This window comes from Massilia sp. H6 (genome assembly GCF_024802625.1).
Lineage (GTDB): Bacteria > Pseudomonadota > Gammaproteobacteria > Burkholderiales > Burkholderiaceae_D > Telluria.
In genome coordinates this window covers 3,752,978-3,766,067 of the sequence record NZ_CP103371.1, presented here as the reverse complement: position 1 = coordinate 3,766,067, position 13,090 = coordinate 3,752,978, and the positions used below count along the sequence as shown (strand labels likewise).

13 protein-coding genes are annotated in these 13,090 nt (G+C 63.9%); 9 read left to right on the top strand and 4 right to left on the bottom strand.

Translation table 11 applies throughout. The features are described from left to right. Positions 1-2: 2 nt before the first annotated feature. The 5 genes from NRS07_RS16830 (at position 3) to NRS07_RS16810 (ending at position 5,552) form a co-directional block, all read left to right on the top strand. A complete protein-coding gene (locus NRS07_RS16830) occupies positions 3-1,001 on the top strand; it encodes a TRAP transporter substrate-binding protein (RefSeq protein WP_259209012.1) in 999 nt (332 codons plus the stop codon). A 387-nt stretch (positions 1,002-1,388) separates the two neighbouring features. Next, complete coding sequence (locus NRS07_RS16825) at positions 1,389-1,913, top strand: methylated-DNA--[protein]-cysteine S-methyltransferase (RefSeq protein WP_259209010.1); 525 nt, start codon at positions 1,389-1,391, stop codon at positions 1,911-1,913. After that, positions 1,886-2,791: a site-specific tyrosine recombinase XerD gene (xerD, locus tag NRS07_RS16820; protein ID WP_259209008.1), complete on the top strand. Its 906-nt coding sequence runs from the start codon at positions 1,886-1,888 to the stop codon at positions 2,789-2,791. The genes NRS07_RS16825 and xerD overlap by 28 nt, the downstream gene beginning before the upstream one ends. Before the next feature lie 81 nt (positions 2,792-2,872). Continuing rightward, a complete protein-coding gene (locus NRS07_RS16815; protein WP_259209007.1) occupies positions 2,873-3,073 on the top strand; it encodes a hypothetical protein in 201 nt (66 codons plus the stop codon). A gap of 271 nt (positions 3,074-3,344) precedes the next feature. After that, complete coding sequence (locus NRS07_RS16810) at positions 3,345-5,552, top strand: bifunctional diguanylate cyclase/phosphodiesterase (protein ID WP_259209005.1); 2,208 nt, start codon at positions 3,345-3,347, stop codon at positions 5,550-5,552. Here the strand turns inward: NRS07_RS16810 and NRS07_RS16805 are convergent. After that, positions 5,534-6,508, bottom strand: coding sequence for an endonuclease/exonuclease/phosphatase family protein (locus tag NRS07_RS16805; RefSeq protein WP_259209003.1), 975 nt, complete (start codon positions 6,506-6,508; stop codon positions 5,534-5,536). The genes NRS07_RS16810 and NRS07_RS16805 overlap by 19 nt on opposite strands. 39 nt (positions 6,509-6,547) lie before the next feature. Here NRS07_RS16805 and NRS07_RS16800 point away from each other — a divergent pair, with 39 nt between their 5' ends. The 3 genes from NRS07_RS16800 (at position 6,548) to NRS07_RS16790 (ending at position 8,538) form a co-directional block, all read left to right on the top strand. Further along, positions 6,548-7,039, top strand: coding sequence for an aminoacyl-tRNA deacylase (locus NRS07_RS16800; protein ID WP_259213327.1), 492 nt, complete (start codon positions 6,548-6,550; stop codon positions 7,037-7,039). A gap of 87 nt (positions 7,040-7,126) precedes the next feature. Further along, a complete protein-coding gene (plsY, locus tag NRS07_RS16795) occupies positions 7,127-7,747 on the top strand; it encodes a glycerol-3-phosphate 1-O-acyltransferase PlsY (RefSeq protein ID WP_259209002.1) in 621 nt (206 codons plus the stop codon). A gap of 113 nt (positions 7,748-7,860) precedes the next feature. Next, positions 7,861-8,538, top strand: coding sequence for a DsbA family oxidoreductase (locus tag NRS07_RS16790; protein WP_259209001.1), 678 nt, complete (start codon positions 7,861-7,863; stop codon positions 8,536-8,538). Positions 8,539-8,553: 15 nt separating this feature from the next. Here NRS07_RS16790 and NRS07_RS16785 read toward each other — a convergent pair whose 3' ends face one another. The 3 genes from NRS07_RS16785 to NRS07_RS16775 all read right to left on the bottom strand — a co-directional run bounded on the left by NRS07_RS16785 (position 8,554) and on the right by NRS07_RS16775 (position 11,711). Continuing rightward, positions 8,554-9,399: an endonuclease/exonuclease/phosphatase family protein gene (locus NRS07_RS16785; RefSeq protein WP_259209000.1), complete on the bottom strand. Its 846-nt coding sequence runs from the start codon at positions 9,397-9,399 to the stop codon at positions 8,554-8,556. A 143-nt stretch (positions 9,400-9,542) separates the two neighbouring features. Next, positions 9,543-10,583, bottom strand: a complete 1,041-nt coding sequence (gene tsaD / locus NRS07_RS16780) for a tRNA (adenosine(37)-N6)-threonylcarbamoyltransferase complex transferase subunit TsaD (RefSeq protein ID WP_259208998.1) — start codon at positions 10,581-10,583, stop codon at positions 9,543-9,545. A 66-nt stretch (positions 10,584-10,649) separates the two neighbouring features. Then, entirely contained in the window at positions 10,650-11,711 is a 1,062-nt protein-coding gene (locus tag NRS07_RS16775) for a 3-deoxy-7-phosphoheptulonate synthase (protein WP_307729902.1), read from the bottom strand. 130 nt (positions 11,712-11,841) lie between these two features. Here NRS07_RS16775 and ybiB point away from each other — a divergent pair, with 130 nt between their 5' ends. Continuing rightward, entirely contained in the window at positions 11,842-12,801 is a 960-nt protein-coding gene (gene ybiB, locus NRS07_RS16770) for a DNA-binding protein YbiB (RefSeq protein WP_259208996.1), read from the top strand. Positions 12,802-13,090: the final 289 nt, after the last annotated feature.

Genomic DNA, 13,090 nt, shown 5'->3' with positions numbered 1-13,090 from the left:
TCATGCAGATCCCAGCCCTGGCTGCCGTAGTCCTGGCAGCATGTATTGCCTGCGCCAGCCCGCCGGCCCGGGCGCAGGCCCCGATCGTCATCAAGTTCAGCCACGTGGTCGCACCAGAGACCCCGAAGGGGCGGGCCGCCGAGCACTTCAAGGCGCTGGCCGAGCAGCGTACCGGCGGCCGGGTGAAAGTGGAAGTCTACCCGAACAGCCAGCTCTACCGGGACCGCGAGGAGCTCGAAGCCCTGCAGCTGGGGGCGGTGCAGATGCTCGCGCCCTCGCTGGCCAAGTTCGCGCCGCTGGGTGTGAAGGAATTCGAAGCCTTCAACCTGCCCTATATTTTTCCGTCAAAGAAAGCGCTGTACACCGTGCTCGAGGGCCGCATCGGCCGCAACCTGTTGCAAAAGCTCGAACCGAAAGGCATCACCGGCCTGGCCTACTGGGACAATGGCTTCAAGATCATGTCGGCAAATAAGCCGTTGTTGCAGCCGGCCGATTTTGCTGGCCTGCGCATGCGCATCCAGGCCTCGAAGGTGCTGGACGCGCAGATGCGCGCGCTGGGCGCCCAGCCGCTGGCGCTGGCGTTCTCGGAAACCGCGCCGGCCCTGCGCGATGGCGTGGTGGAGGGCACCGAGAACACGCCCTCGAACATGTTCACGCAGCGCATGCACGAGTCGCAGGCGCACCTGACGCTGTCGAACCATGGCTACCTGGGCTATGCCGTCATTGTCAACAAGAAGTTCTGGGACGGCTTGCCACGCGAGCTACGCTCTATCCTGGAACGGGCGATGGCCGACACCACCGCTTTCGAGAAGGCCATTGCCGAACGCGCCAACGACGAGGCGCTGGAGGCGATCCGCCGTTCCGGCAAGACCACCATTCATACATTGACCCCGGCGCAGCAGGCCGCCTGGCGCCGTGCGCTGGCCCCGGTGACCACGCAGATGCAGGCGCGCATCGGGCAGGATGTGGTGGAGGCGATCCGGCATGCAGTGGCGCGCTAGACTGGCAAGCACGGCAATATGACAGGCGCATGACGGCGCCCGCCCAGCGCCCTTTAGCATGCTTTACAAGTGAAATAATTCAAGTAATGTGGCCAATAAGATACGCTTGAGCGGAAAGCTTGCGTTATCATGGGGCTTGATTGCACTAGCATGGTGCGTACACGAACAGAGCACGACAGGTTTTGGGGAGCAATTGATAACATCACGGCAGTGCATGCCGGAGACATTGAGGAGACGCACGTTTTACAGAAGCCGTTAGCACAGCTAAACGGCCGGAAACGTGAAGCCGATTGGAGCGCACCGCAGGTGCGCTTTTTTTTATTCCGCCATGGGCCGCAAGAGGTGATATTCCCGCCACGGCCCGTAGCGAGCGGTTAAGATGCGGGCATGAAGACAGACCAGGCAAGTATCTCGTTCAATGCCATCGTGCCCGCGCAGTTCGGCGCCATCGGCATCCGTACCCAGGACGGGCGGGTGCGCGAACTGGTGTACCTGCCGCCCTCATACGCCGAGCATGCGGCCGACAACGCCGTTGCGGCCCAGGCCGTGGAGCAGGTGGCACGTTACCTGCACGATCCCGACTTTCGCTTCGACCTGCCACTGTTCGAGGCCGGCACCGACTACCAGCGCCGGGTCTGGGCCGCGATTTGCGCGATCCCGCGGGGCAAGGTCACGACCTATGGCCAGCTTGCCAAACTGATCAGCTCGGCGCCGCGCGCCGTGGGCCAGGCCTGCGGCGCCAACTGGTTTCCCCTGGTGATACCTTGCCATCGCGTGACGGCGTCCAGCGGCTTGGGCGGCTTTGCGAACCAGGACGACGAAAACGGCTTTCACCTGTCGGTCAAGCGCTGGCTGCTCAGGCACGAAGGCGCCACCGCATCTCCATGGCAACAGCAATCGATCTGGGCCTGATCGACGAGTTCTGCGACACCCTCTGGCTGGAGCAGGGGCTGGCCAGGAATTCGCTCGACGCCTATCGCCGCGACCTGCGGCTGTTTGCCAGCTGGCTGGAGAGCCAGCGGCCCGGTTGCGCCAGCCTGCTGGCGGCGCAGCCGGAAGACATCGCCGCCTATTTCGCCGAACGCCACCTCGACACCCGCCCCAGTTCCGCCAACCGGCGCCTGTCGGTGCTCAAGCGTTTCTACGGGCTGGCGCTGCGGCGCAACCAGTTGTCCGCCGATCCCTGCCTTAAAATGGCCTCGGCAAAGCAGCCCGTGCGTTTCGTCCATACCTTGAGCGAAACCCAGGTTGAAGCGCTGCTCGGCGCGCCGGACGTGTCCACGCCGCTGGGCCTGCGCGAGCGCACGATGCTCGAACTGATGTATGCGAGCGGCCTGCGGGTGTCGGAACTGGTGGCCCTGAAACTGGTCGAAGTGAGCCTGAACGACGGCGTGCTGCGGGTCACGGGCAAGGGCAGCAAGACCCGCCTGGTGCCGTTCGGCGAGGAGGCGCGCCGCTGGCTCGAGCGCTACCTCGAAGATGCGCGCGCCATCATCCTCAACGGCCAGGTGGACGATGCGCTGTTTGTCACGGGCCGCGGCGGGCCGATGACTCGGCAGATGTTCTGGATCCTGGTCAAGAAACATGCGCTCAAAGCCGGTATCGCGGGACCGCTGTCGCCGCACACGCTGCGCCACGCCTTCGCCACCCATTTGCTCAATCACGGCGCCGACTTGCGGGTAGTGCAACTGTTGCTCGGTCACGCCGATATTTCGACCACACAGATCTATACCCATGTTGCGCGCGAGCGCCTCAAACACCTGCATGCCCAACATCATCCACGGGGTTAAATTAAGCCGGGATGGGCCGGCTAGTCCATAATGCTCCAGGCACGGTCACACGACCATCTTCTTAACGGCAACGAGGACAACATGGCAAAGACAAATTTTGGGTACGAAAAGCGGCAGCGCGAACTAGAAAAAAAACGCAAGGCCGAAGAGAAGCTCAGGCGCAAGAATGAACTCAAGCGCGAACCGGGTGACGCTAGCGCCAATGCCGATGCCGACGCCGACGCCGGGGCGGATGCCCCCGAAGCGCAATCGGCCGAAACTGCTCCGCAAGACGGCGCCTGAGCCGAAACGAGTAGTGGGGTGGCGCTCGGGCTCCGCCTTGTTTTCAAGGTGGAGCTCCTTGCGCATGCTGTCAATATAGGCGGGTCGCAGGTACGCTTCGCGCCAGATGCGACAGGCTGCCGGCGGGTGGGTCTGGAACGCGAAAAATCCCGATGAATAGCATGCAAGGCGTGGCTTTGCGTGACCGCAAACAGGGCGCCTGATTTGCGGGGAAGATTGATGGAATTGTCATGAGCGTTACGACTTTTTCCGTCTGTAAAGGATCTTTCCCGTGAGCGAGCAAAAGCAGGAATCGTCCGCCGGAGATATCCCGGCGGGCCCAGCTTGCGCCGGGCCCGATGGTGCCGATGCCGACACATCCGGTCGCGAAGCACTCGGTTGGCGCTACCGGTTCGTAGCGGCCATCGAACAGGCGCCAGGCGTCGCGGTACATTCGGTCGATGCCAACGGTATCGTGCGCTTCTGGAACCGAGCCTGCTTCCAGCTGTTCGGCGTTCCGGCCAGCCGTGCACTGGGCCAGCCCTTGAAGGCCATCGTCTCGCATCTCGACCACCAGGCCGAGTTCGACGAGACCGTGGCCGCCATCTGGCGCAACGGCATTCCCCCCGCGCCGCGCGACTGGAAGGTACAGTCGGCGGCAGGCCGCTGCCTGTGGATGCACTCGCACCATGTTCCGGTAATGCACCAGGGCCTGGTCCAGCAGGTGTTGTGCATCGAAATCGACATGACCGCGCACATGCAAGCCCAAGACAATCTGGTGCAGGCGGCGCGCGTGTTCCAGAATGCGCACGAGGCCATGATCGTCATGGATGCCGATTACCGGGTGCAGTTGGTCAACGGCGCGTTCACGGCGATCACCGGTTTCGATGCCGCCGACATCGTCGGTACCACGCTGGCCAATCTGCCCTGGGGCGAGGACGACACCGGCTTCTACGACAGCATCTGGTCCCAGCTCGACGGCAACGACCACTGGCAGGGCGAACTGGCGGCAAAGCGCAAGAACGGCGAGCGCTATACGGCCTCGGTGGCCTTGACCACCATCCGCGATGCGCATGGCGAGGCCAGCAGCTATATGGCCCTGCTCTCCGATATTACCGAGCGCAAGCGTGCCGAAGAGCAGGTCAGGCACCAGGCCGAGCACGACCCGCTGACCGGGCTGCCAAATCGCACGCTGTTTCTTGACCGTCTGCATCATGCGCTGGCCACCTGGCGCCGCCAGCACGCGCGCTTTGCGGTCTTGTTCCTCGACCTCGACCGTTTCAAGTCCATCAACGACAACAACGGCCACCAGGCCGGCGACGCGGTGCTGCGCGAGGTGGCCGCGCGCCTGCGTCGATGCGTGCGCCGGGTCGACACGATCAGCCGCCTCGGCGGCGACGAATTCGTCGTGCTCCTGGCCGATATCGGTGGCGCCGACCAGGCCGCCCACGTCGCCGCCACGGTCATGCAGGCCGTGGCCCATCCCATCGATGTCGATGGCCAGGAAATCGGCTTGTCGGCCTCGATCGGGATCGCGATCTGTCCGACCGACGGGCAAGATGTCGATACCCTGATGCACCATGCCGATGTGGCGATGTACCACGCCAAGCAAAACGGCCGCAATAGCTTCCGTTTTTTCAGTCCCGGAATGAACGCCCGCGTCGTCGAGCGCGGCCAGCTCGAACAGCGCCTGCGCCAGGCGCTCGAGCGTGGTGAGTTCTTGCTTGAATACCAGCCCGGCATCGATGTCCACAGCGGCCGGGTGGTCGGCGTCGAGGCCCTGCTCCGCTGGCGCCACCCCGAGCGCGGACTGCTGCTGCCGCATGCCTTCCTGCCAGTGGCCGAAGAATGCGGGCTGATCGTTCCAATCGGCGAATGGGCATTGCGCGAAGCTTGTCGCCAGGCGCGCAACTGGCGCGACGAAGGCTACACGCTGACGATGGCGGTGAACCTGTCCGACGTCCAGTTTCTGCATGCCAGGCTGCTCGACGCGGTCGATACCGCGCTCGAGGTTTCTGGCCTGGCGCCGGATTTGCTGCACCTGGAAATTACCGAAGGCGCACTGATGCAGGGCGACGGCTGCCTGGACGGCACCGTGGCCGCGTTGCGCGCACGCGGCGTGCTGCTCGATATCGACCGCTTCGGCACCGGCCTGGCCAGCCTGTCGTCGCTGCGGCGGTTTCCGCTGTCCAAACTGAAGATCGACCGCAGCTTTGTCAACGATATCGAGCACGACCCGGGCGACGCAGCCCTGATTCCGGCCATCATCGCCGTGGCGCGCAGCTTGCGCCTGCGGGTGGTCGCCGAAGGCGTCGAGACCGAAGAACAACTGCGTTTTCTACGCGAGCATGGCTGCGACGAATACCAGGGACTGTATGCCGCCGGTGCAAGCAACCGGCCGGATTTCACGCCGCGGCCAAGTTGCCCGCGTTACGGCAGCCAGGCCGCGCCAGCGCTGTGGCATAGGGGAGGCGGTCCGGTTTACTCCAAGCCGCCATGAAGCTGCCCGTCTTGCGGATACAACACGATGCGCGCCAGCACCTGGCCATGGTCCGAGGCTGGCGGCAGCGCCAGTTCGAGGTGGTCGTTGAGGTAGACCACGTCGATGACCTCGCCGATCGCGTTGGGCAGCAAGGGGTTGAATTCGTGCGACACCAATATGTGGTCGATGGTCGAGTGGCGGCTGTCGTGAACGATCGAGAAACCGACGTTGCGCTGCCCGTCCTGGTGGCGCCGCAGCCGCGCCGTATCGAACATGCGTTCGGCCAGTGGCGCGCCTTCGCCCAGCACGATCTCGGTGGTGACCGAATCGGCGACATCGTTGAAGTCGCCCAGCACCACGCGCGGACGCTGCCTGTCGCGCGCCATGTCGGTGAGCAACACGCGCAGCGCGGCCGCTTCTGTGCCGCGCCGGATCAGCGAGCGCAGGCAGGCGAGGGCGTACAGGTTCGGGTCTTCGCCGGTGTCGCCGCTGCGGTAGTCGGGACGGCGCGATTTGAGATGCACTACCACCACATCGACGACCAGCCCAGGCGCCAGCTCGATCACGGCATGCAGCGGCGCGCGCGTGAAGCGGTCGGGGTCGCGGCTGCCCGGTGGCATGGTGACGCTGCCGGGAAACAGCGGCAAGGCCTGGCCCGGGCTGGTCACTGGCAGGCGCGATACCAGCGCCACGCTCGGGGTCAGGCGCGGCGCCTCGGGGTCAGGATCGAAACCGAGGTGGCTCGCTTCGCGGTAGTGGCGGGTGCGCGCCAGCACCTCGCGCAGGCAGGCCTGTGAAAAAATCTCCTGGAAGCCGATCACGTCGGCGTTCAACAGGTCCAGTTGCTGTGCCGTCCAGTCAAGCTTGGCTTCGTATTCGGCGGGTGTGCACGGCTCGAGGTTGTCGTAGCAGCGCGTACCCGGCGGCGCCAGGTTAAAGGCATTGAAGGTGGCAAAGCGAATTTCTTGCTGCATAATAGAAACCCCCTTATGTTCGTCTTTAGCGTACCACGCATGGCCAAGAAAGAGCACGTGTCTGAAACTCCCGCGACGCAGTTCCTGCGCAAGCACGGCGTCGTCTTCACCGAGCATCCGTACGACTACGAAGAGCATGGCGGCACCACCGTGTCGTCGCGTGCCATTGGGGTTCCCGAGCACCATGTCGTGAAGACGCTGGTGATGCAGGACGAAGCTGCCCGGCCCATGATCGTGCTCATGCACGGCGACCGCAAGGTATCGACCAAGAATTTGGCGCGAGTGATTGCGTGCAAATCGGTCGAGCCCTGCAAGATCGATGTGGCGCAGCGCCATTCGGGCTACCTGGTGGGCGGCACCTCGCCATTTGGCACCCGCAAGCCGATGCCGGTGTATGTCGAGGCATCGGTGCTGGCGCTCGACAGAATCTACATCAACGGCGGCCGGCGCGGCTATCTGGTTGGCATCGATCCCGCGGTCCTGAGCGATCTACTCGGCGCGCGCCCGGTGCAATGCGCGCTGGCCGAGTGAGCTACCGGGCGGCTATCCGATGGTGTATATTCCGTGCGCCCTATGCTACTTGGCAATTTTGAAGCGACACCAAACCCAATAGACCAGATGCCTACCCTGATAGCCACCATTGCCGCTTACCTGATCGGCTCGATTTCCTTTGCGGTCGTGATGAGCCGGGTGTTCCGCCTGTCCGACCCGCGCACCTACGGCTCCAAGAACCCGGGCGCGACCAATGTGCTGCGCAGCGGTAACAAGAAAGCCGCGATCGCCACCCTGATCGGCGACGGCTTCAAGGGCTGGCTGGCGGTCTGGCTCACGATCGAATATGGTCCGCAATTTGGTCTCGACGACGGCGCCGTAGCGCTGGTTGCCATTGCCGTGTTCCTGGGCCACCTGTGGCCGGTATTTTTCCGCTTCGTCGGCGGCAAGGGCGTGGCGACGGCGCTGGGCGTGCTGCTCGGGATTAACGTCTGGCTCGGACTGGCGACCCTGGCCACCTGGCTGATCGTGGCGTATGCCTTCCGCTATTCGTCATTGGCGGCGCTGATCGCTTCGGTGTTCGCACCGTTTTATTACGGACTGCTGTTCGGCGTGGACGAGATCCTGTTCGCGGTGGTGACCATGAGCGCGCTGCTGCTGTACCGGCATAGCGGCAATATCGCCAACCTGGTGGCGGGCAAAGAGTCGAAGATAGGCGCGAAGTCGGCGGGGGCGAAGAAAAGCTGAGGCTGGCGGCCTTCGCCTTCGCCTTCGCCAGCGTACGCCACGCAAGCACCCACTCGCGTTACCATATCGCCATCTGGCACCCAGGTGCCGCAACGAACACAAAGGTGGCGTCTATGACCAAACAACTCAGGATCGATTTCGTATCGGATATCTCGTGCCCGTGGTGCGTGATCGGCTACAAGGCACTGGAGCAAGCGCTCGTCAGCCTCGGCGGTGAAGTCACGGTAGACCTGCATTTCCAGCCCTTCGAGCTGAACCCGGACATGGGTCCGGACGGCCAGGACATCGTCGAGCACATCACCGAGAAATACGGCGCTACCGCCGAAGACCAGGCGCGTAGCCGCGAGATGATTCGCCAGCGTGGTTCGGACCTCGGTTTCGTCTTCGAGATGGAACGGCGCGGCCGCATCTACAATACCTTCGACGCCCACCGGCTGCTGGCCTGGGCCGAACAGGTCGGCCGCCAGCGCGAGCTCAAGCTGGCGCTGTTCGAGGCCTATTTCACCCATTGCGAAGACCCCAGCAACCACGACGCGCTGCTGCGCGCCGTCGAGCGGATCGGCATGGATGTCGAGACGGCCACCCGCATTCTCCAGTCGGATGAATACGCCGACGAAGTGCGCGAACGCGAGCAGTTCTTCCAGCGCGCCGGCATTCGTTCGGTGCCAGCCATTATCATCAACCAGCGCCACCTGATCTCGGGTGGCCAGCCGCCCGAAGTATTCGAGCAGGCGCTGCGCGACATCGCCGCGAAAATGGAAGCGGCGCCGGGCGAGCCGGCGCCGCAGTAAGCCTCAATCAACGGTTTACTTCAGATCCAGCACCACCGGCTGGTGGTCCGAGGCCGCCGTTTCCGACTGCACTTCAACCGTCTCGACGCGCGGCGCCAGGTCTTCGGTGACAAAGAAATGGTCATAGCATTCCGGGCGGTCGGGCCAGGCATAGCCATGCAGGCCGGTGGTCGGCGCACGCGCGACGTTGCCGTGTGCCACCCGCCAGGCATCGAGGAAGGGCGGGGCGCCGCCCTCGAGCGGCGCCAGCAGGGCCTGGTAGTCGTCGGCATCGGGCGCGAAATTGAAATCGCCGCACAGGATCGCCGAGGCCGGCCGGAAGCCCAGCTGGTAGGGCGCGTCGAGGTTTGGATCGGGCTGGAAGATGCGCGAACGGGCGCTGGCCTCGGCATGCAGTTCGCGGATGCGGTGCACCTGCGCCATGCGCTGCAGCGGCGAGTAGTACTCGAGATGCGTGGTCATCAGGCGCAGCTTGCCGTTGGGCGCGTCGAGCACGGTCTCGATGAGGCCGCGCGGCATGCCGGCCGGATTGCCCGGGTCGGCCGGCCAGGGCAGCAGGTGGCGGTGCACTTGCGAAATCCGGTATTTCGAGAGGATCAGGTTGCCAAACAGGCGCGGCGAGTTGTTCTTGTAGAGCTCGCTAGGGGCATGCTCCATCATGTGGTAGCCCCCAAACGCGCCGCCGAGCTGCTTGAACTGGTTCGCGGTAGCGCCCCCATTCAGTTCCGGATGATTGGCCGCAACTTCTTGCAGGCACACGACATCCGGATTCAGCCGCCGCAAGACGTCGATGATCGCATGGATGCGAATTCGCCCGTCCTTGCCACAGCCCCAGTGAATGTTCCAACTTACTACGCGCATCGCAAACCCTCCGTGAATCTTAACCGTCGGATATTGCCACCGTTTGGCACGGGGCGGTCACACCGTAGGATCGATGTCAGGCTTGCAAGTTCAATATCGCTTGCACGTTACCGCTGCGGCGATTAGGCCTGCTTCAGGCAAGTTCAGGCAGCTTCGAGCTCGTCTAGCGGCCAGCGTGGACGCACATTGAAGGCATAGTCGCGCTGGGCCAGCGCCGGGTTGCGCTCGAGGCGCAGGGCGCCGGCAAAGGCGATCATGGCGCCGTTATCGGTGCAGAATTCCAGTTCCGGGTAATACACCTTGAACCTGCGCTTGACGGCTGCGGCGTCGAGCGACGCGCGCAGTTGCTTGTTGGCACCGACGCCGCCGGCGATCACCAGCCGCGTCAAGCCGGTGTGACGCAGCGCATTGACGCACTTTGCCGTCAGCACGTCCACGATCGCGTCGACGAAGCCGCGCGCGATATTGGCCTTGTCCTGCTCGCAGATGTTGGCGACCACTTTCTGCTCGTGGTTCTTGACGACCGTGAGCACCGCGGTCTTCAGGCCCGAGAAGCTGAAGTTGAAATCCTTCGAATGCAGCATCGGGCGCGGCAGGGTATAGGCCGCCGGGTCGCCAAATTCGGCCAGGCGTGAAATTGCCGGCCCGCCCGGATAGCCCAGCCCCAGCAGCTTGGCCGATTTGTCGAACGCCTCGCCGGCGGCATCGTCGAGCGTCTCGCCCAGCAGGGCGTAGCGGCCGACGCCGTCGACCCGCATCAGCTGGGTGTGGCCGCCCGAGACCAGCAGGGCAAGAAAAGGAAACTCCGGGCGCTCGCTGGCCAGCAGCGGCGAAAGCAGGTGCCCTTCGAGGTGATGCACGCCGAGCACCGGCTTGTCGAGCGCCAGCGCCAGGCTGCAGGCGACCGACGAGCCCACCAGCAGCGCTCCGGCCAGGCCCGGCCCCTGGGTGTAGGCGATGGCGTCGATGGCCGCCATGTCGATGCCGGCGCGCTCGAGTACTTCTTGCAGCAGCGGCAGCGCGCGCCGGATGTGGTCGCGCGAGGCCAGTTCGGGCACGACGCCACCGTATTCCTCGTGCATCGCCACCTGCGAATGCAGGGCATGGGACAGCAGCCCGCGCTCGGTGTCATACAGAGCCAGGCCGGTTTCATCGCAGGAAGATTCGACGCCGAGTACGATCATGGGAAATTTAACTGATAAAGCGCAATCCGCCATTGTAGCGTAGGGCGGCCGCCCTGGCCGACCACCCTATGGGCGCTGCAACAATTCCATGTGCGCACTGCGCAGCATCGTTTCGGTTTCTTCCCACCCGATGCAGCCATCGGTCACCGAACAGCCGTATTTCAGTTGCGACAAGTCTGCTGGAATCGCCTGGGACCCGCTGACGATGTTCGATTCGATCATCACTCCCACCAGCGAGCCGGTGCCGTGCTTGATCTGCTGGATCACGTCCGACATCACCAGCGGCTGCAGCTCCGGCTTCTTGTAGCTGTTGGCATGCGAACAGTCCACCACCAGGTTGGCCGGCAGCCCGGCCTTGGCCAGCGCCTGCTCCGCAATGGCCACCGACACCGAATCGTAGTTCGGACGACCGCCGCCGCCGCGCAGCACCACGTGGCCATAGGCATTGCCGCTGGTGCGCACGATCGACACCGAGCCCTGGCCATTGATGCCCAAGAAGGCGTGCGGGCTGGCCGAGGACTGCACCGCATTCACGGCGATGCTGACGTCGCCGTCGGTGCCGTTCTTGAAGCCGACCGGGGTCGACAGGCCGGACGACATCTCGCGGTGGGTCTGCGATTCGGTGGTGCGCGCGCCGATGGCGGTCCAGGCAATCAGGTCGCCCAGGTATTGCGGCGAGATCGGATCGAGCGCCTCGGTTGCGGTTGGCAGGCCCAGTTCGCAGACGTCGAGCAGGAAGCGGCGCGCGCGTTGCATGCCGATGTCGACGCGGAACGAGTCGTCCATGAACGGATCGTTGATATACCCTTTCCAGCCGGTAGTCGTGCGCGGTTTTTCGAAATATACCCGCATCACCAGCACCATCGTGTCAGCGACCTCTGCCTGCAAGGCCTTGAGGCGGCGCGCGTAGTCCAGTCCGGCTTCCGGATCGTGGATCGAGCAGGGGCCAACAACCACGAACAGGCGCTTGTCCTGGCGGTCGAGGATATTGCGCAGCGTTTCGCGGCCCTGCATCACCGTGGCGAACGCGCGGTCGGTCAGCGGCAGCGAGGCGTGGAGTTCGTTCGGCGTCGGCATCTGCGCGAACGAACTGACGTTGGTGTTTTCGATGGCAGGCGTATTGATCATGGTGCAGTGGTGTCAAGAGGGAATATCAAGTGTAGACTGAAAATGCTGCACGTGCACAGGCAGCCTGCGCCGGCTTGCCGCAAGCGCGCCCTGGCGCACGGCTGCGCCAAGGCGTTGTATGCTCCAGGATATGGACAAGACAACTGAACGATTTGCCGCTGCGCCCTTTATCAAAGAGATAGGCCGCGGCGTGAAAGGGGCGCGCAGCATGTCGCGCGCCGATGCGCGCGCACTGTACACCGCCATGCTCGAGCGCCGCGTGTCCGACCTGGAGCTGGGCGCCATCTTGCTGGCGATGCGGATCAAGGGCGAGTCGGTGGAGGAACTGGCCGGCTTCATGGATGCCGCCGAAAGCTCTTTCGCACCCTTGCCGGCGCCACCGGGGCACTATGCTCCGGTCTTGATCCCGAGCTACAACGGCGCGCGCAAGCTGGCCAACCTGACGCCCTTGCTGGCGCTGCTGCTGGCGCGCGAAGGCGTGCCGACCCTGGTGCATGGCGTGCGCAATGATCCGGGTCGCATCACCAGCGCCGAAATCCTGGCCGAGCTGGGCCTGGCCGAAGCAGGCTCTACAGCCGAAATCCTGGATGCGGCGGCGGCAGGCCGTCCGGCCTTCATGCCGATCGAACGCCTGGCCCCCGAATTGGCCCACATGCTGTCGCTACGGCGCATTCTGGGTGTGCGCAATTCCACCCACACCTTGGTCAAGATATTGCAGCCCTTTGCCTGCCCAGCCCTGCGGCTGGTGTCGTATACCCATCCCGAATACCTGGAAACCCTGGGCGCTTATTTCACCACCAGCGCGCCGCCCGAGCGGGGCGACGCCTTCCTGATGCGCGGCACCGAGGGCGAGACCGTTGCCAATCCCCACCGGGCCCAGCAAATCGACTGGTTCCACGGCGGCGAGCGCAGCCTGCTGGTCGAGCGCGATGCGCCGGCCGACGAACTGGCCGTGGTGCCCGAGGCGCGCGATGCGGCAACCACTGCCGCCTGGATCGCCGCCGCATTGCGCGGCGACGTGCCGATTCCACGTCCGATTGTGGCGCAAGTGGCGCAATGCCTACAGGTAGCGCGCGCCCTGCGTAGCTGAACCGGCGCACCGCGCCGGCAATGGCGTTATGCCGATTCCAGGCCACCCGCAAGGTGGCCTGTTTTACGTGGGCGATCGTAGAAATGTTGGATCGCAACAACGTTTGTTTGGCTAAAACATATGTTTATGCGCGCAGGGTAAATGTTTTCTCGTGAAACATTTTAGCGACAAAATGTCAGGAATCTTCCATGAACTGGCGGTATATACGTACAACTTTTGGTAATCGTTGCGACCGCACTTGTATAGACACATATTCGCTTAACAATTATTGATGAAATTGACAATAGTT

Bases quoted from the DNA above. Each gene is read 5' to 3' on its own strand.
- plsY (WP_259209002.1), top strand. From the start codon at position 7,127: ATGCCTACCCTGATAGCCACCATTGCCGCTTACCTGATCGGCTCGATT.
- ybiB (WP_259208996.1), top strand. From the start codon at position 11,842: ATGGACAAGACAACTGAACGATTTGCCGCTGCGCCCTTTATCAAAGAG.
- xerD (WP_259209008.1), top strand. From the start codon at position 1,886: ATGGCAACAGCAATCGATCTGGGCCTGATCGACGAGTTCTGCGACACC.
- NRS07_RS16805 (WP_259209003.1), bottom strand. From the start codon at position 6,508: ATGCAGCAAGAAATTCGCTTTGCCACCTTCAATGCCTTTAACCTGGCG.
- NRS07_RS16790 (WP_259209001.1), top strand. From the start codon at position 7,861: ATGACCAAACAACTCAGGATCGATTTCGTATCGGATATCTCGTGCCCG.
- NRS07_RS16800 (WP_259213327.1), top strand. From the start codon at position 6,548: ATGGCCAAGAAAGAGCACGTGTCTGAAACTCCCGCGACGCAGTTCCTG.
- NRS07_RS16775 (WP_307729902.1), bottom strand. From the start codon at position 11,711: ATGATCAATACGCCTGCCATCGAAAACACCAACGTCAGTTCGTTCGCG.
- NRS07_RS16815 (WP_259209007.1), top strand. From the start codon at position 2,873: ATGGCAAAGACAAATTTTGGGTACGAAAAGCGGCAGCGCGAACTAGAA.
- NRS07_RS16785 (WP_259209000.1), bottom strand. From the start codon at position 9,399: ATGCGCGTAGTAAGTTGGAACATTCACTGGGGCTGTGGCAAGGACGGG.
- NRS07_RS16830 (WP_259209012.1), top strand. From the start codon at position 3: ATGCAGATCCCAGCCCTGGCTGCCGTAGTCCTGGCAGCATGTATTGCC.
- NRS07_RS16825 (WP_259209010.1), top strand. From the start codon at position 1,389: ATGAAGACAGACCAGGCAAGTATCTCGTTCAATGCCATCGTGCCCGCG.
- tsaD (WP_259208998.1), bottom strand. From the start codon at position 10,583: ATGATCGTACTCGGCGTCGAATCTTCCTGCGATGAAACCGGCCTGGCT.